The organism is Butyrivibrio sp. MC2021 (assembly GCF_000621605.1).
Classification (GTDB): Bacteria; Bacillota; Clostridia; order Lachnospirales; family Lachnospiraceae; genus Butyrivibrio.
Window position 1 is genome coordinate 1 of record NZ_JHXX01000010.1, and the last position, 20,577, is coordinate 20,577.

At 47.3% G+C, this 20,577-nt stretch carries 18 protein-coding genes; all 18 read right to left on the reverse strand.

Translation table 11 applies throughout. The annotated features are described in order from the left end of the window. Nucleotides 1–409 precede the first annotated feature (409 nt). Nucleotides 410–697, reverse strand: coding sequence for a LiaI-LiaF-like domain-containing protein (locus tag T359_RS0113415; RefSeq protein WP_026517922.1), 288 nt, complete (start codon nt 695–697; stop codon nt 410–412). 1 nt (nt 698) lies between these two features. Next, complete coding sequence (locus tag T359_RS21725) at nt 699–1,313, reverse strand: hypothetical protein (protein WP_051545412.1); 615 nt, start codon at nt 1,311–1,313, stop codon at nt 699–701. 17 nt (nt 1,314–1,330) lie between these two features. Continuing rightward, a complete protein-coding gene (locus T359_RS0113425; protein ID WP_026517923.1) occupies nt 1,331–1,732 on the reverse strand; it encodes a hypothetical protein in 402 nt (133 codons plus the stop codon). Beyond that, a complete protein-coding gene (locus T359_RS0113430; RefSeq protein WP_026517924.1) occupies nt 1,729–2,253 on the reverse strand; it encodes an RNA polymerase sigma factor in 525 nt (174 codons plus the stop codon). The genes T359_RS0113425 and T359_RS0113430 overlap by 4 nt, the downstream gene beginning before the upstream one ends. Before the next feature lie 131 nt (nt 2,254–2,384). Continuing rightward, complete coding sequence (locus T359_RS0113435; protein ID WP_026517925.1) at nt 2,385–3,893, reverse strand: alpha-N-arabinofuranosidase; 1,509 nt, start codon at nt 3,891–3,893, stop codon at nt 2,385–2,387. 81 nt (nt 3,894–3,974) lie between these two features. Next, nucleotides 3,975–4,748, reverse strand: coding sequence for a response regulator (locus tag T359_RS0113440; protein ID WP_026517926.1), 774 nt, complete (start codon nt 4,746–4,748; stop codon nt 3,975–3,977). Between the two features lie 23 nt (nt 4,749–4,771). Further along, entirely contained in the window at nt 4,772–7,681 is a 2,910-nt protein-coding gene (locus tag T359_RS0113445; RefSeq protein ID WP_242839098.1) for an ATP-binding protein, read from the reverse strand. Nucleotides 7,682–7,842: 161 nt separating this feature from the next. Continuing rightward, complete coding sequence (locus T359_RS0113450) at nt 7,843–8,541, reverse strand: LytR/AlgR family response regulator transcription factor (protein WP_026517928.1); 699 nt, start codon at nt 8,539–8,541, stop codon at nt 7,843–7,845. Between the two features lie 27 nt (nt 8,542–8,568). Next, nucleotides 8,569–9,309, reverse strand: a complete 741-nt coding sequence (locus tag T359_RS0113455; protein WP_026517929.1) for a DUF6033 family protein — start codon at nt 9,307–9,309, stop codon at nt 8,569–8,571. A 122-nt stretch (nt 9,310–9,431) separates the two neighbouring features. After that, nucleotides 9,432–12,440, reverse strand: coding sequence for a toll/interleukin-1 receptor domain-containing protein (locus tag T359_RS0113460; RefSeq protein WP_026517930.1), 3,009 nt, complete (start codon nt 12,438–12,440; stop codon nt 9,432–9,434). A gap of 27 nt (nt 12,441–12,467) precedes the next feature. Further along, nucleotides 12,468–13,136 (reverse strand): NUDIX hydrolase, encoded by a 669-nt coding sequence (locus T359_RS0113465; RefSeq protein ID WP_026517931.1) that lies wholly within the window; start codon nt 13,134–13,136, stop codon nt 12,468–12,470. Nucleotides 13,137–13,232: 96 nt separating this feature from the next. Further along, nucleotides 13,233–13,976, reverse strand: coding sequence for a hypothetical protein (locus T359_RS0113470; RefSeq protein ID WP_026517932.1), 744 nt, complete (start codon nt 13,974–13,976; stop codon nt 13,233–13,235). A 135-nt stretch (nt 13,977–14,111) separates the two neighbouring features. Beyond that, the gene (locus T359_RS0113475) at nt 14,112–15,710 is read right to left on the reverse strand and encodes an ABC transporter substrate-binding protein (protein ID WP_026517933.1); all 1,599 of its coding nucleotides are present in this window, start codon (nt 15,708–15,710) and stop codon (nt 14,112–14,114) included. A 101-nt stretch (nt 15,711–15,811) separates the two neighbouring features. Continuing rightward, the gene (locus T359_RS0113480) at nt 15,812–16,684 is read right to left on the reverse strand and encodes a carbohydrate ABC transporter permease (protein ID WP_026517934.1); all 873 of its coding nucleotides are present in this window, start codon (nt 16,682–16,684) and stop codon (nt 15,812–15,814) included. 14 nt (nt 16,685–16,698) lie between these two features. Then, the gene (locus tag T359_RS0113485; protein ID WP_026517935.1) at nt 16,699–17,589 is read right to left on the reverse strand and encodes a carbohydrate ABC transporter permease; all 891 of its coding nucleotides are present in this window, start codon (nt 17,587–17,589) and stop codon (nt 16,699–16,701) included. Then, on the reverse strand, nt 17,586–18,686 hold the full coding sequence (locus tag T359_RS0113490) for an ABC transporter ATP-binding protein (RefSeq protein WP_026517936.1): 1,101 nt from the start codon (nt 18,684–18,686) through the stop codon (nt 17,586–17,588). Before T359_RS0113490 ends, T359_RS0113485 begins: the two co-directional genes overlap by 4 nt. Before the next feature lie 86 nt (nt 18,687–18,772). Continuing rightward, a complete protein-coding gene (locus tag T359_RS22840) occupies nt 18,773–18,943 on the reverse strand; it encodes a DUF6472 family protein (protein WP_197027098.1) in 171 nt (56 codons plus the stop codon). A 27-nt stretch (nt 18,944–18,970) separates the two neighbouring features. Continuing rightward, on the reverse strand, nt 18,971–20,503 hold the full coding sequence (locus T359_RS0113500) for an ASKHA domain-containing protein (protein ID WP_026517937.1): 1,533 nt from the start codon (nt 20,501–20,503) through the stop codon (nt 18,971–18,973). Between the last annotated feature and the right edge of the window lie 74 nt (nt 20,504–20,577).

The window sequence follows — 20,577 nt, forward strand, 5'->3', positions numbered from 1 at the left end:
TTATCAGCACCTGCAATCATAGGGAACAACATGGTTTGTTCAAAAGAGATTTTCTTTTTTCTGGTAAAATCAGAAGCTGGATTGGTCAGAAACTCATCCCTTCGCTCCAACAAGAATGAAAAGACAGAGAAAAGATTTTTGTGTATTTCAGTAACAGTAAATGGCATGCCAGCACCTCCATAAAAATGTCTTATAATCAAGGCGCGACAACATTTTTTGGCTGACTTGTCAAGCATTTTTTACCGAAAAATGCAAAAAAATCAGATGGTATTTCACCTCTGATTTGTGATAGATATTTAATTTGTAAAGTGACGGAGCTTATCTAAATGACATTGGGACGGGGTTGTAGGGCCATTTTTTCAAAAATGACCCTACAACCCCGTCCCCCAGGTCCGTTTCCCATATTTGTTTAGACTATATACTGCATACACAAATCTGCGCAGGCCATTCCCATGGCAAAGAAGGCCACAAGGAACATCAGCACAATGGCTCCTTTGTCGTAGACTATAGTCTCCTTGGCGAAGTTGGATAGAAGAACTTCGATGCCGAGGCAGATGAGGATCAAAGGCCAGAACTTGAATATGGTTGTATAGCTCAAGGCTGAATAGAAAAGATGAATGATAAAAAGCACTCCGAAGGCAATAAAGCTGATGCCTGTGGTTATGGTGCCGACTCTGTGAGTTCTTACAGTTTCCATATCAGGCCTCCTTTGTTTCCTGGGGATTCTCAGGGGTCTCGGGCTTCTTGGGAAGCTCTGCGATGAGCTTTCCGTCGTAGTCAAAGGTGGCAGTGATCTCTTTTTTCCTGCCCTGGATCATCTTCACGCCGAGTACAATAAGAAGGATGGCAATGGCAACCTGCGGTACTTCCCTAAGGAAAGGATAGATATCATCCCAGTAAGCCTCGGGAATAAGGCGAACCATGGCGTCAAAGAAGTAGTTCCAGAGCTGTGCCACACCAATAATGATCAGAATGGCTGCAATCCACTTTTTTACAGTGTCGGAAGGAATGCGGAAGGAAAGGCTCTTCACATCACCGAGCTCATCCCATACACATCTGTCTTCCATGGCATAAAACTCTTCGTCGGGCATTCCCGCATAGTTTCTGGCATGGAAGAAGCCGTAGAACCACACAATAACTCCCACCACTGACAAAAATTCAAAGGAGCTCAAGAACACCATGGGAGCAAAGGATAAGAAAAACAGTGCCATCAGCGTGAGGCCGTTTTTCATAAAGCCCATGTACATCTCAGCCGCTCCGGGCAGGAATGAAAATATAAAGGTAAAAAACTTACTTTTTCTTCTCTGTTTCATAATATGTATCCTCCGTTTTACTCAAATAAATCATCTATATATGAATCAAAATACTTTTTCGCCTCTTCAAAATAGGTCTTGTCCCTCTCGGAAATAACTTCCTCCCTGGTCGGGGTCTGCCTGTTTCCCAGGACCGCCTCTCTTGAAGGCACATCTTTTCTCTGCCGGTAGGCCTCTTTCGGGGTATAGGCGGGAATGGAAGGAACTATGGCAAGTAAAATGATGGCTGCTGCCACACCAAAGCCGACTCTCACGCAGTAGGCCGCAAAGCTCAGGGTCTTTTTCTTCTGTCTTTCAACCAGTGTGTAGATGACCTTGTCTTCAAGATCGGCGGGGGCTTCATAGAGGCCTTCGTCTTCCACACCAGCTATCAGCTTGTTCAGTTCTTCGTCGCTGAGATAATGGATCTTGTCGCTCATGATATCAGTTCCTCCTTCCTTATTTTTTTCTTTAGCATTTCTCGTGCTCTGTAAATATGGGATTGTACCGTCTTTAGCGGCGCGTCGGTCTGCTGTGATATCTCCCTGGCAGTCATCCCCCGGTCAAAATAGAGTATCGCCGGCGTTTTATAGGGTTCCGGCAGTTCGCTGCAGCTTTTCCGGAGCCTTTCCATGGTGTCTGCCGCCACCAGCTGTTCCAGGGGTCCGTCCCTGCTTGTGGTGGGATCCTCGGGCATCTCTTCCTCTGCGGTGGCCACCGCCCGCCTTTCCGCTGCCCTCAGGTAATCTACGCATTTGTTGCCGGCAATCCTGCAAAGCCAGGCCTTCTCAGATTGTCCGTCAAACTCAGAAAGGTGCTGATATGCTGAAATGAAGGTTTCCTGGGTGATATCCTCCGCGGTAAAATAATCGCCTGTCATTTTCAGACATACAGAGAAAACCAGATCTTTGTATCTGCTCATCAGCTCTATTAACTTTTCCTTAGAATCTGTTTTCCCCACTGTATTTTCCTCTCTTCATTTAATATAACGAAATACAGATAAGAAAGTCTGCAAAATTTTTAAAAAAAATTTTTATCCTAAAAAAAGTGCCTGCCCAAAAGGACAGACACTTTAATGTTCTAAGAAATATATCAGATCTCAATCTCAAGATGAAGTACGCTGCTGGCAGGGATTGTAAGTCTGCCCTCAGACTTGCCCTCGAGCCTTATGTCATCGAAGGCCTTAACTGTTACAACATCAGGATTCTCAAAGGTGTTGTGAAGGTGGATCTCACCTCCCACGATCTCGCCCTTGATGGACTTGATCTCTGTATCTGTGAGGCTGAGGCCGATCTCGTAGCTCTCTGTTGCGGAGAGGTTGGTCACTGTTGCGTGAATCTTGCCGTCCTTGCCAAGGGATACAGACTCTGTCAGGTTAGGAACCTTGAACTCATCCACAAGACCGATCTCCTTGGTCTCGATGAAGCTCTCAAGGAGCTCTGCGTCCTGATGATGCTTGTACATGTTAAATACATGGTAGGTAGGGGTCTTAACCATTTTGTCCTTATCTGTAAGGATCACAGACTGAAGAACGTTGATCATCTGAGCGATGTTGGCCATGATCACCCTGTCACTGTGCTTGTTGAAGATGTTCAGGTTGATACCTGCAACCAGCGCATCTCTGATGGTGTTCTGCTGGTAGAGGAATCCCGGATTGGTTCCCTCCTCAACATCGTACCAGGTGCCCCACTCATCAACGATGATGCCCACCTTGTGGTCCTTGTCATATCTGTCCATAACAGCCTGATGGCCCTTGATAAGAGTCTCCATGAAAAGAGTCTTGCTGAGGGTCTGATACCACATCTTCTCATCGAAATCTGTGGCAGCGCCCTTCTTCTCCCAGTTCTCGGGAACGGTGTAGTAGTGAAGTGAGATGCCGTCCATGAATCCGTGAACGTTGCCTGGAGCCTTGTTAAAGCAGGTGCTCATAACGCCCTCTGTCCAGCCGAAATCCCCTGCATTGGCGCCGCAGGCAACCTTGTTGATGTGCTTGCCGGGACGATAATCTCTTACATAGGTCTGATATCTTCTGTAAAGGCCTGCATAGTACTCCGGAGGCATATTGCCGCCGCAGCCCCAGTTCTCGTTGCCCACTCCGAAGTAGTCAACGTCCCAGGCTTCCTTTCTGCCATTGGCTGTGCGCAGGTCTGCCATGGGGGATACGCCCTCAAAGGTCATATACTCAACCCACTCCTGCATCTCCTGAACGGTGCCGCTACCCACGTTACCGTTAACATAAGTCTTGCAGCCCAGCTGTCTGCAGAGTTCCATAAACTCATGGGTTCCGAAGCTGTTATCCTCTACAACTCCGCCCCAGTGAGTGTTGATCATCTTTTTACGATTCTCCTTGGGACCAATGCCGTCCTTCCAGTGATACTCGTCGGCAAAGCATCCGCCGGGCCAGCGAAGTACAGGAACCTTGAGCTCCTTAAGGGCCTCCAGCACATCCTTTCTCATGCCGTTAACATTTTCTATCTCAGAATTCTCGCCAACATAAAGTCCCTCGTAGATTCCTCTTCCAAGGTGCTCGGAAAAATGTCCCTGGATCTCGGGATTGATGTGGCTCTTCTTGTTTGAAGGGTTGATACAAAGCTTATACATGGCTTCTCCTTTTTTTGTCAGATTAAACGATAAACATCACTAAAATCAGCATACTATAAACCCATGCATACATCAACCACTCTAATATTTTGAAACATTTTCCAGCTTTTTCTTCTCAAAAAACTCATCTATACTTGCCAGCAGGTCCGCAGGGGGCATGGTCTTAAGTAGATACCCCTCAGGCTTAAACTTAAGAACCTGCATAACGCTCTCTTTGTCGCTTTTGACCGTAAGGAACATGACCGGGATGTTGCTGGTGGAGGATTCGCTCCGGAGCATCTCCAGGACCTTGGGCCCTGTGGTCACCGGCATCTCATAGTCAAGAAGAATGAGGTCCACCCTGTTCTTGGCAAGGAAAGTGATGGCCGCCACGCCGGAATTGACCATGAAGACCTGATAGTGGTCCGATAGCCAGGACTTGATGGTCCTAAGCATGGTTCCGTCGTCGTCCACCACAAGGATCTTCTTTTTCTGAAGACGCTCGTCCTCCTTGGCCACGACCTCCATCATCTGTACCCCAAGCTGCTTCACGTTGACAGGCCGCTCAAACACCGCAGCCACACGCTCTCTGGGGACGTTGGTAAAAATCTTGGTGATATCGTCATGGGATCCGATTATGCTTATGGATATGTCATCCTCAACGACCTTGTCCTTGATGTACACAAAGACGTCCTTCATGTCCTCCGGTTCGTCCACATAGAAAAGAAAAACCGGGGGCCTGTTCTCTATTCTCTCTATTGCGGTGACGTCAGGCTCAGTCTTGATAACCTCAAAGCCGCTGGCCTTAAGCTCATTGGCGATTGAGGTGACCATAAAGCTTTTTCCGCTTCCGATAAGTAAAATTCTGGTCTCCATAGATTATCCCTCTCTAATCTAGTTTACAATATTTCAAGCAAGCCGTCACGGTCAACCGCAGATATTAATTCCTTTACTTTTAGGTATTTCTCTTTATACTCAGCGGGGATCCTGTACCGGGACAGCATTTCCATGATGCCGTCAGCGGTGTCAAAATCATAGGCATCCAGGAGCTCCTTCATATCCCTGAAGGCACTGAGTAGCTGATCTGCCGGTATCTCCGGAAGTTCCTCCTCAGAAGGTCCCTGATCCGCTGCTGCCAGCTTCTCCTTATAACTTCGGAAAAGAGAAAGAAGCTCCGGAGTCTTCTCCTTTATCTCCGCTTCATCCTCTGCATTGCCGCAGTCCTCCAGGTGTCCTGCCATTTTCGACAGCTCCATGGCACCGATAAGCCTTGAGGAGCTCTTAAGAGCATGGACAAAAACCGTGAAGTTCCTGAAATCCTTATCCGCAGCGTACTTTTCTATGGCATCGGCCTTGGAGTCTATGGTGGTGAGATACTCTTTTACCACATTCTCAAGAACTTCGATGCTGCCGCAGTTCTTAAGAGCTTCCCTAAAGTCAACTCCCTCTATATTCCTAAGATAGGAATCCTCCGGTATTCCTGCTGCCGGATCATCACTGCTATTCTCAGCACTTTCGGCGCCGGCCTCAGATTCCTCCACAACCTGAACCTTCTCCTCCGGCAGATATTTCCTAAGCATATCCTCCAGCAAAAGACCGTTCACCGGCTTGGACAGATAGTCGTCAAAACCGGCTTCCATGTATATTTCCCTGGCCCCCGAAACCGCATTGGCAGTAAGGGCAATGGTGGGAACGCCCTTGCACAGATTCCCCTCCAGAGTCTTCATGGCTTCCAGGGTCTCTATTCCGTCCATCTCGGGCATTCTGTGATCTATGAAAATAGCGTCATAGCGCTTCTTTGTCACCTTCTCCAGGGTCTCTTTGCCGCTCTCCGCAGTATCCACCTTGATTTTGGTGGTCTTAAGAAGTCCCTTTATTACAGTGAGATTCATGACAGTGTCATCCACTACCAGAATCTCAGCTTCAGGGGCTCTGAAGGTCTCGTGATACTTCTCGGCGGTCTGAAGGAATTCCTTGTACCTTTCCTTGAAATTTCCGATCTCTTCCCAGGAAACCACCTGCTGCTTAACTTCAAAGGAAAAATCGGAGCCCTCTCCGTAGACGCTTTTTACCACAAGCTTGGTATCCATAAGGGCCAGGAGCTTCTTTACAATGCTCATGCCAAGGCCCGTACCCTCAATGGTGCGGTTCCTGATCTCCTCGATCCTCTCAAAAGGTGAAAAAAGCTTCTCTAAATCCTCTTCCTTTATGCCTATGCCTGTGTCCACAACCCTGAAGCCCAGCATGATATGATCATCGTCCGCCCTGCGATAGGTCACATTCAGGGTAACTGTGCCTTTCTCCGTGTACTTCACCGCATTGGTCAGGATATTGGTGACGCACTGCTTGATCCTGACCTCATCTCCGATAAGCTGAACAGGAATGGTCTCATCAATGTTAGTTTCCAGCTCAAGCCCCTTATCCGCCGCCTTGGCTGCCACAAGATTGATCAGGTCATTTATAGTGGAGCCGAGATGGTACTGCACCGGCAAAATATCCATTTTCCCCGCCTCGATCTTGGAGAAATCCAGAATATCATTGACTATTCCAAGAAGGGAATTGCCGGCACTTTTAACATTTGCCGCATACTCCAGAATCTGGGGATCCGTAGACTCCCTAAGGATCATCTCATTCATGCCAAGCACTGCATTTATAGGTGTCCTTATCTCATGGGACATATTGGACAAAAAGCTGGATTTGGCCTCACTGGAGCGCTTGGCTACCTCCAGTTCCTTCTCCATCTCCTGCTTCTCATTTATCCTTCCGATGTAATCCTCAACGGCATGAACAGTGGCCTTCATGGCCTCGCTGACAATTGCGATCTCATCTCTTGTGTTAACCACAATACTGTCAACCTTACGACCAACCTCAAGCTTACTCTCATCATCAGCGTTGGCGTATTCATTCATAAAATCCGCCATGACGCCCAAAGGTCCGCCAATGAATACTTTGGTATTAAAATTGGTAAAGGCTGCTAAAGGAACTCCTACGCATAACAGCAAAAGCATCATCTTAATATCAAAGGATAATGCATAGGCATCCATTCGGTATTCCATTTTTTCAAATTGCTTGACGAATTCCTGCTGTTTCGTATCCCCGGAAGACTCTGTTGCCTCTTCTTCCACAGGCTTAGCGATCATGCCTGGACCTTCCGGGTTAGCAGCGTTCTCAATACCCACGGTATCAAAACGCATCATCATCATATGCTTGATGTCCGGGAAAAGAGCTATGATAAATACGGACACGGCAATCCCAAGGATAACTTCAAGAGAAATGATCATGATAGTGATCTTGACGCTGATCCTGGTCTTACGAATCTGCTTTTGAATATCGGAATCATCAAGAAAGGCCTTGGTATAAGCAATACCCAAAGGAAACACCACCTTGAATCTGTCAGGTGTTTTTTGGAAATACAGATACAACAGAAATGCCGTTCCAAATATAAGTATCACTTCCCTTACCATATAGACTCCGATATTGGCTATGACTGCAATTCTGTAATCATTTTTGATAACAAGCATAAAGCAGCACATTTCTATTATCGACGTCATAAACAGGGTTGCCGCCGCCGCTATAAGAGTTTTTATCCTGGTTTTAAAGAAATGATACTGGGAAAATAACGAAAAACACAAAGTCGCCACCAGATAAACAGACATGATATAGGCTTTAGATGTTTCAAAAACAAGTGCACAGCCAAAAGAAATCGCAAAAGCGATCATAGATAATAGGTAGCCATAGAGCCCTCCCATTAAAAGAAAGGGAAGGAGGAAAAATGTAAAATACACTGTTCCACCTGCTTCAATCCTCATAGTTTCTCCGTGGAGAGCATGATAAATACATATAAGGGTAAGCCCAATCCATATGACCAGTCCTGTTAAAAAGACCAGATTTTTCTTGAGCTTATTTACACTGTCCTGATTTTTCATAGGCCGTCCTTTCTGTCAAAGACCAGCCCCAATACAGCAACATCTTAAAATGAGTGCTTGATGATCAGCTCACTTAAGGTCCTGTAGGTTCCTCTTGGAACCGAAAACTCTTTTCCGTCCTCCATAACCAGTGTGTCCTTGGTAATTCTCAAAACCTTGGTAAGGTTGATAATGCTTTTCACCCCAAGAGCATAAAAATATTCTTCCGTAAGCTCATCCATGAGCTCCTTTAAGGTACTTCTGACCATATAGGTGTCATTTTCCGTGGCTATCCTCTTGTAATGGTCCTCGGATTCCACGTACAGAACATCACCTATGGCAACCTTGCAGACCTGATTGCCGTCCTTTACCGTCAGGAATCTTGTGTCCTCCTTCTGGCAGGCTCTGTCCATGGCATCAAAAAAGTCCTCTTTAAGGATGGGCTTCTCCAGATAGTGAACCGCATGGATTCTGAAAGCATCCTTGTAAAAGGCATTGGAGGAGGTCATAAAAACTATATGGGCCTCTTCGTCCTTTTTTCTGATAAGATCGGCAATCTCTATGCCGTTCATCTTGTCGATATAAATATCAAGAAGATAGATGTCATAGTTCTCTTTCTCCATGGCACCTAAAAGCTCTATAGACGACATAAACACATCCACCGCAAAGGTGTGCTGTGGATGTGTTTTATTGTAATCTTCTAACAGTGCTGCTGCTTCTTTTACGCATTTCTCTTCGTCATCGCATATCGCAACTTTGTACATTTGTCCCCCAACCGACGCTCCCCCGGGTCATCCCTTAAAGTCTATGGATTGTCCCACCATTTTCTCTGCGGGCGTCTGAACGCTGTTAGCTCTCTGATTGAAATTGTAATCATCTATCTTTCTGATGAGGTCCTCGATGGAGTCTGCCATGATTATCTCATAGTCCTCCTCATCATCTGTCTTGCCGGACTTACTTCGAAGCTTCTCCTGGGCCTCTTCCTTCTGGGCTTTCTTCTCCTTGGCCTTCTCAGCTTTCTTCTTCTCGGCTCTCTTGGCCTGAAGCTTGTCAGCCATATCCTTGGAGGATTTCTGCATTACGGCAAAGAAGGAAGCGGTTCCGTTGTCATTGACCTGCATTCCGATGGTCTTGACTCCGGATTTTTCGCCCATAATGGACTTAAGCTGCGGCATCTGGGACTGAGCCTTGGAAATAAGTCCCTCATACTTGGCTCTGTACTCAGGGTCCGTAGCCATGCGCTCGATCTTCTCCTCGTCAATAAGCACAACCATTCTGTTGGCATTGCCGAAGGAGCTGGCGTTCTGCTTGGCATATTCCTTCATGTCCTTGCTTACAAGCACAAAGTCCATGCCGGAATACTTCTTCTTAAGTTCCTCATAATACTTGGCGCCTTCCTCGGAAAGCTGCACCTTGCCCAGGGTCTTGCCATAGTTACCTGTGGTCCTGGTGGTCTGTGTATCCTTAGCAGCTGCGGATTTCGAAGTTTCATAAGCGCCGGCAGCGGAAGTGATCTCAGAAATATTACTCATGGTTCCCTCCATTTCCCGGGTGTTTCCCGAATGTGCATCCCTGCATATCAAAAATGACACTAGGTCTTTTCTAATATTATATCGGAAAAATAAGTATGTTTCTTCAATCACTTTATAAAACTTTAATACAATTTGTATTTAAGTCTCTGATCGGAAGTAAGCTTGGCATCGCCGTACTTTTCCTTGGCCTCACTGACGAGATCCTCCAGAGTCTTTACCTTGAATCTGAACATCTCATTGCTCTTGATACTGATAATCTTGTCAGTATCCTCGAAATAAAGGGCGCCATACTCTGCTCTTCCCAGAATACCATAGCTATCCAGATCTATCATTGTCATGGCAGCGGTATTGACAAAGATCAGCAGATTCTTATCCGGGATTTCTCTGACATCGGAAGCATCTCTCCATATTCCGTCTGAAACAAATAAATATTCATTCTTTTCAAGGTCATAGATCTTGAAGTAATTGTCAGAACCCTGCATATAGAGTTTTTTTCCGTCATCGGAAAATCCAAGATAACTGCTTGATTCTCCGAAAAAGCTTATTTCATTCAGCATTTCCATGGAAGCAACATCAAAGACTCTTGCAAATCCGTCTCCGCACTGGATAACAATCTTGGAAAAGTCCTTGTTAAGGGCCGCGCTCTTAACTATATAGTTTTCAAAGACCTCTGAGTACTCCCCGGTTATAAAATCATAACTGTAGATGCGGCCGTACAAATCCCAGTAAAAGACTTTATCGCCAGTCTCATTAATGACACCGTCGTAGAAAAAACCGTTGTCATGCCCTTCGAAATATTTTCCTTCATCAATGAGCTTGCGACTCTCAGCATCGTATCTGCGGAATTCACTATAACAACTGGCCAGGATAACCTTTTTGTCTCCGGAAATAAGCCATTTTGGGCCGTCTTCATCAGATCCGGGAACCTCAATCATATCCCCTGACTCAATGTCAATGAAGATCAGTCCCTTTGAACCGCTTGTTATAACCAGGGTGTCATTATCCAGGAATTGAATATCCATTGTTATCACATCATCCACTGTAACATGATTGACTTCTTCATCAGTGGCAGCATCAAAAATGAAAACCTCTACTCTTTTGCTATCATAGTTGCTTTCCAGGGTGTATCCGTATTTGCTGCCGTCAGGGCTTCTCATGACTGTATAAATAGTTGAATCTGCCTGTAGCAGACTCTCTTTGGTATCATCCTCAACTGCGCTCATAACCCCAAGCTCAGGTGAACGATACCTTGATCCTATTATAATTCCGCCTCCCATCTTGATAGTGGTAAGGCTGTAACCGGTATCAATGGTATTGTCCGCATAGTTATAGCCGGTGGCGCCGTCCACTATATTGATCTTGCCATTGGCCATAGCCACATAAATTGTCTCATCGGCCATGGAAATACCATAATTGACTATGTCATCATCCGCCGCATAGGTGGTGAGGAGCTCTCCGGTGTAAAGGTCAAGAGTATACAGGTTTCTGCTGGAGGAAACCAGAAGTTCTCCCTTCTTACCCTTGGACGTATCAAGAACTCTTCCCTTAATGAATGTATAGCTGGTATCCAGACCACGATGATATCTTATAACATCTGAGCTCCATAGCTCTTCTCCGGTTCTGCGGTCAAATTTCTGAATTGTATCAAAATTCTCTCCGGATTTGATAAGAGAATCCATAGTTGTGGAGGCAATGGCAATCTGGTCATCCGGTGTAATATTTACATCAAGGATTGCTTCCTTTGCCACTGTGAAATCAGTTCTTTTGCCGTTTTCTAAATCGTATAACAAATAAGTGCTGGTTTCTGAATCAAAAGCATCAATCAACTTTCCTCCGGAGATATCTGCTGAGATGCCAAAGAGTTTGTCATCATTGCTGAACTTGATATTGGAAGAATAGAGTACCCCATCATCCTTAAAAGTTTTGACAAGCTCACCGGTTCTGGCATCATAAACTGCTGCTGAATCTCTGAAGCAGACACCCAGATAATTTCCTGAGGGGCTGAACTCGGCAAAAACAGCATAGTCCTTGCCATAGTGATGTTCATAGAGCTTGTTGCCTTCATCATCATAGCCTGTGAAATAGTGCTCGGATATTACTGCCTTGGCAGTATCATTTATGGCAACTGCCTTAATCCTATCCACTACTCCCTCATAAAATACGCTGTCTATCTTAAAAAGCAGGTCTCCGGACTTAACATCCCAATAATATACGGCCTCGCTCAGATCATATGAAATTACCCTGCTAAGGTCACTATTGACACTGAACTTGTTCACCGCCACATCATGGAGAAGAACCTTGTCCTTCTTGAGGTCCCAGCCAACGGAATAGGTGCCCAGGGCATCAGACAGGGCATACATGGCATCAGCCACAAAGGGTCTTTCGTTTCCTTCCGTGGGAAGAGCCTCAAGGGCGATCAGGGCTGCGGTCTTCCTGTCTCCGCCTTCCAGAACCTGCTGCGATGTGGCAGCCAGAACCTTGGACTCATTGGTAAGCTTCTGCTGATAGTTCTCATTTATCCTTGCCAGATTGTAGGCATTGTAAATACCGAATACAACACCAAGAGCAGCCACGCCTGCAGCGATTCCCATATATCTTCTCATGACGCGCTCTCTGTGGCGCTGCTTCAGGGTATCATAGTCGCAGTAAAGAATAGAAGCTGCCAGTCTCAGGGATTCGCTCTTGATCTTTTTTCTTATCTCTCCCTTGGAATTTCCTCTGACGTCTGCAGCCAGTGGCTCCCTTGGATTACCATAGTCATCATATAAAAGCTGTGGAGGAAAAGCGTCCGCCGGCTCGCCCTCTGCAAGAACTGCGAGAACGTTCTGTCTTCCGTGCATGGCGATAAAGGTATTTATCTCCTTCATGACCCAGGCGGATTCCTTGGTCTGTGGTGTACAGATAACCACCAGGAATTCCGATTCTGCCAGCGCTGCCTCGATGTTATCACTTAAGGAGCTGCCGATGGGGAGCTCCTCCTGATCTCTGAATACTCTCTGAATGCCCTTTTTACCCAGTTCCTTACGTATTCTCAAAGGAATCTTGGTAGTCTCAAGGGCCTTGTGAATCCCCTTTGCAACAAACATATCCCTGGGAAGATGTCTGTAGCTTATAAATGCATCATACTTCACTTTTTTCTTACTCCAATCCCAAACAAATTATTCCTTTTTCCATAAGTCGGCGGAAAAATACATAAGTGCCGCCCATGTATATACCGAGTAGAAATGCCCTCTGTCGTCAACACCTGCCTTAAGGATCCTCTGGGCATCCGCCTTGGTAACAAGCGCAAATCCGTCAAAGCACTCCTGCCCCAAAGCGCCTGACTGATCAAGCTTATCCTCCACATCCTGACGAAGGACTACGCACACAAGGCTGTTGCTCTCATCCGTCATACCCGGAGTGCTGAAAAGCAGCGGATTGATGGTTGAGATGCTGTCTGTCTTTTCATTAAAGACAATTCCGGTCTCCTCATGGATCTCCCTGATGGCTGCAGTGTGAACCGCATTGTCGCAGTCCGCATCCTCGGGATCCAAAAGTCCCGCCGGAACTCCCAGAAGAAACCTGCCCGCAGGATATCTGAACTCATAGGAAAGAAGGAGTCTCGGCTCCTGTCCCGGTGTTTCTATCACCACCACACAACTCACGGCATCGGGGAGCATCTTTTTAAACTCCTCCTCGGTCATGGGAGCCACAAGGTTCTCCTTGCTCCTTCTGGTGGCATCAAAATAGTGCTTCCCCTCCCTGTACTGCAGATCAAAAAGCCTGATAAACTTCTTATCCACAACAGTTTCAACACATTCTCCGGTGATATTCGGTGTATTCTCCATGGCATTCTCCTTTTTTTACCCCAAGATATTAACATGAAAACCCCCATAGTTCAAATAAACTATGGGGGTTTGAGGTCATTTATTTATCCAAAAAGATTATTTAACTGTTACAGAAGTGATGTGTGGGTTAACACCCTCATACCAGTAAAGGAAGCCCTCAAGATCAACGGTCTGGCCAACCTCAAGTGCCTGAACAGCCTTGTAAACTGCTGTATCCTTGTCGCAGAGGTAAGACTCTACTGTGAAGCTGTAGGTCTGTCCGTCCTTGGAAACCTTGAAGTAAAGGTCATCTCCCTCAGCGCCTGAGCCGTCCCACTTGTAAAGGAAAGCTGTCTGGCTGCCGTCTGCGCCCTCTGAAGGCTCAACGGTCATTCCCTTGAAGGAAACAAACTGGTTCTGCTTGTTGATAAGCTCATCCTTGCCAAGAAGATCTGTAACGTCCTGTGCAGGTGCTACATAGGTGTCGCCGCCAAGGATCTCGAAGTTGGCATCGATGATCTCAACCTCACCTGACCACTCTGACTTGTAACCTGTAACCTTGATCTTTGTTCCGGGAACAAGCTTGTTGTAATCATCCTGTGAGCAGGGAAGCTCATAAATGAAATATGCTCCGTCGTAATCCTGGGTGTAGATTGTTGCCTTGTCCTCCCACCAGGACTGCTTAGCCTGTACATAAGTCTCAACTACTACTTCTGAATCAAGGGGAGCTGCTGCATACTCAGCGTATGTCATAACGCCCTCTGATTTTGCGGGTGCTGCTCCTGTCTCGGCCTGCTTGCCACAGCCTGTGAAAGCCAGAAGAATTCCCATGGTAAGTACTACTGCAAGTGTCTTTTTCATAATGTCCCTCCTATGTGTTATCCGAGGTCTTCGCTGCTTTTGCCTCAGTCAAAGCCTCAAATTCAACTACAAACAATTGCATTATACTAGCGCCGCCTTAGCTTATCAAGTAATTTGTAGTAAAATAATACTTTTTTAATTATTTGTACACTTTTTAAATAATTCTCTTCCCCAGTAGATTCCTATCAGGATCCAGGTTATCACCAGTATGGATAAAAGAGCCTTTGACGCGGAAGGAAGCTCTCCAAGCTCCTGTCTGTCGGCGCTGCCGGCTTTTCTTACCATGCTCTGATCAAGATGATACAGGGCTTTGGTATCTGAAAATAAGGTGTCAAAAAAGGCGTCGTCCACAGTCTTTTTTCTCCTGACAGATTTGGTGACGTTCTCAATGAGCTGTCCTGCGGCGTCCCTGACTGAGGTGGAGCCGTTAAAGACGGGAGTTACGAAGGTCTTGTCAGGATTGTTCATAAGAAGCCTTGCGGCCTTGATCTTGACGTCGTAATGCATCTCGTTGTCACTGCCCTCTTTTGCCAGATAGTCCTGATACTCGGGGCTCTGCTGAGCCTTGGTGGTGACGGGAACGTAGCCTTCTGTCTGGGAGTAGGCTATCTGAACCTCGTTGGAGAGAAGATACTGGGTAAAGAGCCAGGATGCCAGCACCTCCTGGGGATCTGCCTTGTTAAAAATGCAGACTGAAGGGCCCTGGGATATCATGTAGGGCCTTGAGGTATCGTACTGAGGCAGCATCATAACCTCTGTCTCAAAGTCCGCAACCTTTTCCTTGGCAATGTCTATAAGTGGCGCATCGCTTCCCATCCAGGTGGAACCTGCGGTGGAATCCACAGCAAAGATGCACTGTCCCGCATTGAGGAAATTGGCGGGATAGCCGGAGATCTTGAAGGTGGAAAAAGCTCCGGTCCCAGTGTGATCTGCAACGGTTCTAAGTATGTCTTTTGTATCGTCGTTAAACAAAAGGATGTTTCCGTCGGTATCGGTATAGCCGGCGTTCTTTTGCTTGAGCATGGTAATCATCATGTTGTCGGTGGACTTATAGATAAAGGGGATCATGACATTCTGACCGTTTATCTTGTAGGTTCCGTCGCTGTTCTGGGCAAGGGCCGCCTCAGAAACCTCCCAGACAAAGTCCCAGGTAAGAATCTCCGGCAGGGTGTATCCCAGTTTCTCCACATAGGTCTTATTCACATAGCAGGCCTCAGTGGAACGCATGTAAGGAAGGGCGTAGTGGGATTCTCCCAGCATACACTCCTTCAGGAACTCGGGAACTATCTCATCTTTTCTCGGCGAATCAAATTTAAGCTCGCTCCCTCCAAGACCGTATTTCTCATCATCAAAAAGCTCATCCAGGGACACCACAGTATTTCTTCCCGTCAGGTATGTGGCTATGTGATCGGGATAGGTGATGCAGACGTTGGGTGTGGTATTGGTGGAAATATTGGTAATAACGTCGTTGTAGATCTTGCCGTAGTCGGTGTAGAGCCTGAGGTTTACGGTGATATTGGGGTAAAGGTTGTGAAAATCCTCTATGGCCTGGCTGTAGATCTTACTCTGGGTGATGTTGGTGTCGTTTTTTGCCCAGAAGGTTATCTCTATGTTCCTGCTCTCGTCAAAGGATTCCGGGATTGCGAAGTCTTCGGAGGCTTTGGCGCCGTGGCAGGCGGTTAAGGCCATGCCTATGGTCAATATTAATGCAATTACAAGTAATCTATTCTTCATGTCTACCTCTACTTTTTTCACAAGGAAGTTCTGCTCTACTCTGTATGACATCTCACCAGAACACGTTCGCACTAGGCTCGACAATACCTCACCAAGTGCTCTCAGCCTTTTGTACCACCACGTGCGACGCCCTCCATAATCTTATGGCGGAAGATCAGGAATATAACCACCAGTGGCACGGAGATGACCACCACCGCAGCCATCATGGCAGGAACGTTCTCACGGCCGAAGCCGTTTTCCCTGATCTCCTGGATTCCATTGGACACAAGAAAATAGTTCTGGTCGTCGGTGATAAGTCTTGGCCAGATGTAGCTGTTCCAGCACTCAATGACCTTCAGGATAACAACTGTCACCAGTGTGGGCTTGGAAATGGGTATCATGACCTTCCACAGATATCTGAAATCCGAGGTTCCGTCCACCTTGGCGGCCTTGTACAGCTCCTCCGGGATCTGCTCAAAGTTCTCCTTGAGAAGATAGATGTAGAACACCGAGGTCACCGATGGAAGGATCAGTCCCAGGAAGGTATTTCTCATATTCAAGTTTGTAATAGTAACGTAATTGGTGATGATGACCAGCTCGTTGGGGATCATCATCAGGGAAAGAAACAGTGAAAACACCAGGTCTTTTCCCCTGAAATCAAGCCTTGCGAAGGCGAAGGCCGACAGGATCACCACCAGCAGCATAAGGGCTGTGGTTATCACGGTAAAGATCAGGGTGTTCAAAAAGTATTTTGCCAGGGGCACCGCTGTAAAGGCCTGGATGTAATTGTCAATGGTGGGGCTTAGGGTGTAGAACTTCGGCACGTACTCCGCGTTATAGGAGCCGTAGCTCTTTATGGAAGTAAGAAGCATCCAGTAAAAGGGAAACAGCACAAGAATGGCCCATACAGACAACAGCACATATCTGACGGTGATCCTGGTCACGTCCCCGGCTCTGGATCTGGCTTCTTCATTTTTTATATCCCGGTTATTCATATCGATTCGCTCCCTTAGTTATAGTAAACAGTTTTCCTGCTGACCATGAGATTGATGGTGGTGATGGTAAATACAATGGCAAAAAGGATCAGGGCCGCCGCCGATGCATAGGAAGGATAGCCGCCGCTGTTGCCGTAGAGCATGTCGTAGACATAGCCCACGATGGTGTTCATTCCTGCGGCATTGAGGTCCGCTCCGAAAAGGGCAACCTCGTCGCTGTAGGCCTTGAAGGCACCGATAAAGCCTGTGATCACCAGGTAAAATACCATGGGAGATATCATGGGCAGTGTAATCTTGTAGAAAATCCTGAATGGCCTTGTGTCATCAACTCTGGCGGCCTTGTAATACATGGGATTCACCGAAGCCAGGGCACTGGTGAGAATCAGGATCTTGAAGGGCATAACGCACCAGATGGTGTAGAAGCACATGACAAACATCTTGGCCCAGTAGGGTCCGTCGATGAAGTCCACTCCGGGGCCTCCGAAGAACTGGATAAGAATGGAAACAAGGCCGTCGGAATAGGCGGTCTTTTTGAAAAGGACCATGAAAACCAGTCCCACAGCCAGTGTATTGGTGACGTAGGGAAGGAAATAAACGGTCTGATAAAAGTCCCTGAGAACCTTGATGTTGCTAAGTCCCAGAGATATCAAAAGAGCGATTCCCGTGGAAAGAGGAACCGTAATTATAACGATAATGAAGGTGTTTTTGAGGGCCTGGATAAAGTAGGGGTCCCTAAGCACGTAGGAATAGTTGTAAAGTCCCGTTCCGAAATAGCTCTGGGATGCGAAATTGTAGCCCTCTTCAAAGGAATAAACCAGTACATCCACCAGGGGATATACCATAAATACCAAAAGGAAAGCCACGGCAGGAAGAAGACACAGCCAGGCTGTCAGATTCTTCTTCATACCTGCACTCTGATCCTTTCTTCTGTGTTCCTGTCAAATAGTCTCACTTTGGCGGGCTTTAAGGAAAAGCTAACCCTGCCCTCCTTGGGCTCTATCACTTCCTCGGAAGGAATGATGGCCCTTATGGTCTCGCCTAAAAATCTCTCGTGATGGGCCACAACGCTGGTATCTCTGCCCATTACTTCTCGGTTAATGAAGCTGCAGGTAAGGGGGCCATTTTCGTCAACCACAAAGCCCTCGGGCCTTATGGCCACGTAAACCTCGCCGTCCGTAGCGCCCTTGGCATCCATTACAGCCTTGTCATCTATAAATACTTTTTCCCCGGATATTTTTCCCTCAAACACGTTGATCTGAGGGGTTCCAAGGAATTTGGCAACAAAAAGATTGATGGGCTCGTCGTAGATTTCCTGGGGCCTGCCCATCTGCTGAAGAACGCCGTCCTTCATAACCACGATGGTATCGGAGATGCTCATGGCCTCCTCCTGGTCGTGGGTTACAAACACAGTGGTGATGCCGGTCTCCTGCTGGATTCTCTTAAGCTCCTCCCTGGTCTGAAGGCGAAGTCTCGCGTCCAGGTTGGACAAAGGCTCGTCCAGAAGAAGGACCTGGGGTCTCTTAACAAGGGCCCTGGCTATGGCAACTCTCTGCTGCTGTCCGCCGGACATCTCGTTGGGCTTTCTGTCCAGAAGGCCGTCGATCTGCACCAGCTTTGCTGCCTCCAGCACCTTTTCCTCCATCTGCTCCTTGGTGAGCTTCTTATCGCCCCGGAGGTTCTCCAGAGGGAATCTGATATTTTCTCTTACATTGAGATGGGGATAAAGAGCATAGTTCTGGAAAACCAGTCCCACGCCTCTTTTCTCCGGAGCAAGGCCAGTTACGTCCAGGTCTCCGAAATAGATTTTTCCCTCGGTGGGTTTTTCCAGGCCGCAGATAAGGTTAAGAGCGGTGCTCTTGCCGCAGCCGGAGGGGCCCAGAAGGCCGATTAGTTTGCCGTCGGGAATCGTGAAGTTAAAGTCGTTGACCGCAATAACTTCGTCCTTTATCTTCTTATTCCTGTTAGGGAATCTTTTTGTAAGATGCTCCAATACTATTTTCATACGTTCTCCCTTTAACATCTCCTGATAATATAATGTCTGGAGCGCTACTTCCTCATGTACGTTCAGTCTTCAGATCCATATATCGCTCATATCTGATGCCTTACCACTTTATATTCATCATTGTCCTGATAGTACGGGCAGTCCTTATTGTTGCCGGACATGAGTCTGTAGTAGTCGTCCTCGTCCATGTTGACCATGCAGGTGTAGCACTCCCAGTCCTCATCATAAACATAATTTGCACAGCTGTCACAGATCATACTAAATCCTCTCTATATTCCATAATCTCAGAAGTTCATTGCTTCCAGATATTCCTCATCAAAGCTGTCTCTTGCGGCCAGCTCTATTACCTGCGCACTTTCGCAGATAAGCTGAAGTTCACGGTCTGCGTCGGTTTCAGCATCCCAGCCGGAAAGCACCGCTGCGGTATACTTTGCAGCTCCCTTAAGGGCGGTGTTGCCCACACAGGCTATCTTACCATCAAATGCCCCCGGAAACATCTTAAGATTTGCTATCTTATCCGGGTCTATGTTACTGCCAAAGCCTCCTGCGATGTAAACCTTGTCGGGAACCTCCCCCTCCAGAAGGGCCTGTATCCCTGTAAATATGGCAGCCTTTGCCAGCTGCACGTTTCTTATATCCTGCTGGGTAAAACGGATGCTGCCATCCTCCGTAAGGGGAAATCCCTCATCAAAATATTCATCGGAAAGAAGTCCCGTTTCATCGATAATACCACATCTTACCAGCTCAGAGGTTATCTCCATGACTCCTGTTCCGCAGATTCCCACGGGAGCTTTATCTTCTATGGTCTTGAGCCTTGCTATGCTGCCACCAGGTCCTATCTCCACATGGCTTATGGCTCCCGGCACCGAGGCCATGCCGCTGCTGATGCCTCCGGCCTCGAAGACAGGTCCTGCCGCTGCTGATGTTACCTTAAGTCTTTCTCCGTCATAGAAGGCCATCTCGCCGTTGGTACCAAGGTCCAGGAAAAAGAATTTTTTCCCCTCCTCAAAGGGTATTGTATAAAGGCCTGCCACGATGTCCGCCCCCACAAAGGCCGAAATCCCGGGGAGTTCGCACAGGGTCAGGTTCTCAATATTCTTAAGGACAATATCCGTGGGCCACTTCACAGAGCCCAGGGCATGGGGTGTATATGGATATCTGCCAAGGCCTGAGACGTCATAGCCGTTCAGAAGGTGCAGCATGGTGGTATTCCCGGCTATGGTTATGGTCTTAAGGTCCCGGTCTCCCGCAAGCTCTTTTACCAGAGCCTCTATATCCGCAGCTGCCAGGCGCTCCATATCCTCCGAAGCAGCCTCATCCTCTGCGGCAGCTATCCTGGATATCACGTCGCTTCCGTACTTCCTCTGGTGATTCTGGGTGGCTGCGGATGCAAGGACCTCATAGGCCCCGGTCTCCTGTTTTATCAGACAGGCTCCGATAGTGGTGGTGCCAAGGTCCACGGCGATTCCGTAGGTGCCCTGTCCGTTGTCCCTGCCTCCCACCTCAATGGTCTTAAGCTCCGACAGATCAGAGTGCATTTCTCCCAGCTCCAGAACGCAGTCACTGTCCAGAACGGTCCTGCAGAGGATCCTGTAGCCTTGCGCTTGCTCTTTTTCCGAAAGGTGGGCCTCCTCCCAGACGTAGGACATGGGGGCTCCCTCCAGGAACCTGACCTTGCAGCCGCCGCATTTGCCCTCTCCGCCGCAGGGAAGACTGTAGTCGATGCCCTCCTTGTCAAGCACTGCTCTGAGCCTTGTGCCCGCCCGGGCAGATGTCTGAAATCTTCCGCTTTTTGAAATTATTGTCACACTTATCATTTTATTCTTCATAATTCTAATAATATAAGGTGTAAAAAGTCATGAATGCTTCGGGTCATAAAGTCAAAAAGTGA

Bases quoted from the DNA above. Each gene is read 5' to 3' on its own strand.
- T359_RS0113425 (WP_026517923.1), bottom strand. From the start codon at position 1,732: ATGAGCGACAAGATCCATTATCTCAGCGACGAAGAACTGAACAAGCTG.
- T359_RS0113445 (WP_242839098.1), bottom strand. From the start codon at position 7,681: ATGAGGATTGAAGCAGGTGGAACAGTGTATTTTACATTTTTCCTCCTT.
- T359_RS0113480 (WP_026517934.1), bottom strand. From the start codon at position 16,684: ATGAATAACCGGGATATAAAAAATGAAGAAGCCAGATCCAGAGCCGGG.
- T359_RS22840 (WP_197027098.1), bottom strand. From the start codon at position 18,943: ATGATCTGTGACAGCTGTGCAAATTATGTTTATGATGAGGACTGGGAG.
- T359_RS0113440 (WP_026517926.1), bottom strand. From the start codon at position 4,748: ATGGAGACCAGAATTTTACTTATCGGAAGCGGAAAAAGCTTTATGGTC.
- T359_RS0113455 (WP_026517929.1), bottom strand. From the start codon at position 9,309: ATGAGTAATATTTCTGAGATCACTTCCGCTGCCGGCGCTTATGAAACT.
- T359_RS0113450 (WP_026517928.1), bottom strand. From the start codon at position 8,541: ATGTACAAAGTTGCGATATGCGATGACGAAGAGAAATGCGTAAAAGAA.
- T359_RS0113500 (WP_026517937.1), bottom strand. From the start codon at position 20,503: ATGATAAGTGTGACAATAATTTCAAAAAGCGGAAGATTTCAGACATCT.
- T359_RS0113485 (WP_026517935.1), bottom strand. From the start codon at position 17,589: ATGAAGAAGAATCTGACAGCCTGGCTGTGTCTTCTTCCTGCCGTGGCT.
- T359_RS0113490 (WP_026517936.1), bottom strand. From the start codon at position 18,686: ATGAAAATAGTATTGGAGCATCTTACAAAAAGATTCCCTAACAGGAAT.
- T359_RS0113435 (WP_026517925.1), bottom strand. From the start codon at position 3,893: ATGTATAAGCTTTGTATCAACCCTTCAAACAAGAAGAGCCACATCAAT.
- T359_RS0113470 (WP_026517932.1), bottom strand. From the start codon at position 13,976: ATGAAAAAGACACTTGCAGTAGTACTTACCATGGGAATTCTTCTGGCT.
- T359_RS21725 (WP_051545412.1), bottom strand. From the start codon at position 1,313: ATGAAACAGAGAAGAAAAAGTAAGTTTTTTACCTTTATATTTTCATTC.
- T359_RS0113475 (WP_026517933.1), bottom strand. From the start codon at position 15,710: ATGAAGAATAGATTACTTGTAATTGCATTAATATTGACCATAGGCATG.
- T359_RS0113465 (WP_026517931.1), bottom strand. From the start codon at position 13,136: ATGGAGAATACACCGAATATCACCGGAGAATGTGTTGAAACTGTTGTG.
- T359_RS0113415 (WP_026517922.1), bottom strand. From the start codon at position 697: ATGGAAACTGTAAGAACTCACAGAGTCGGCACCATAACCACAGGCATC.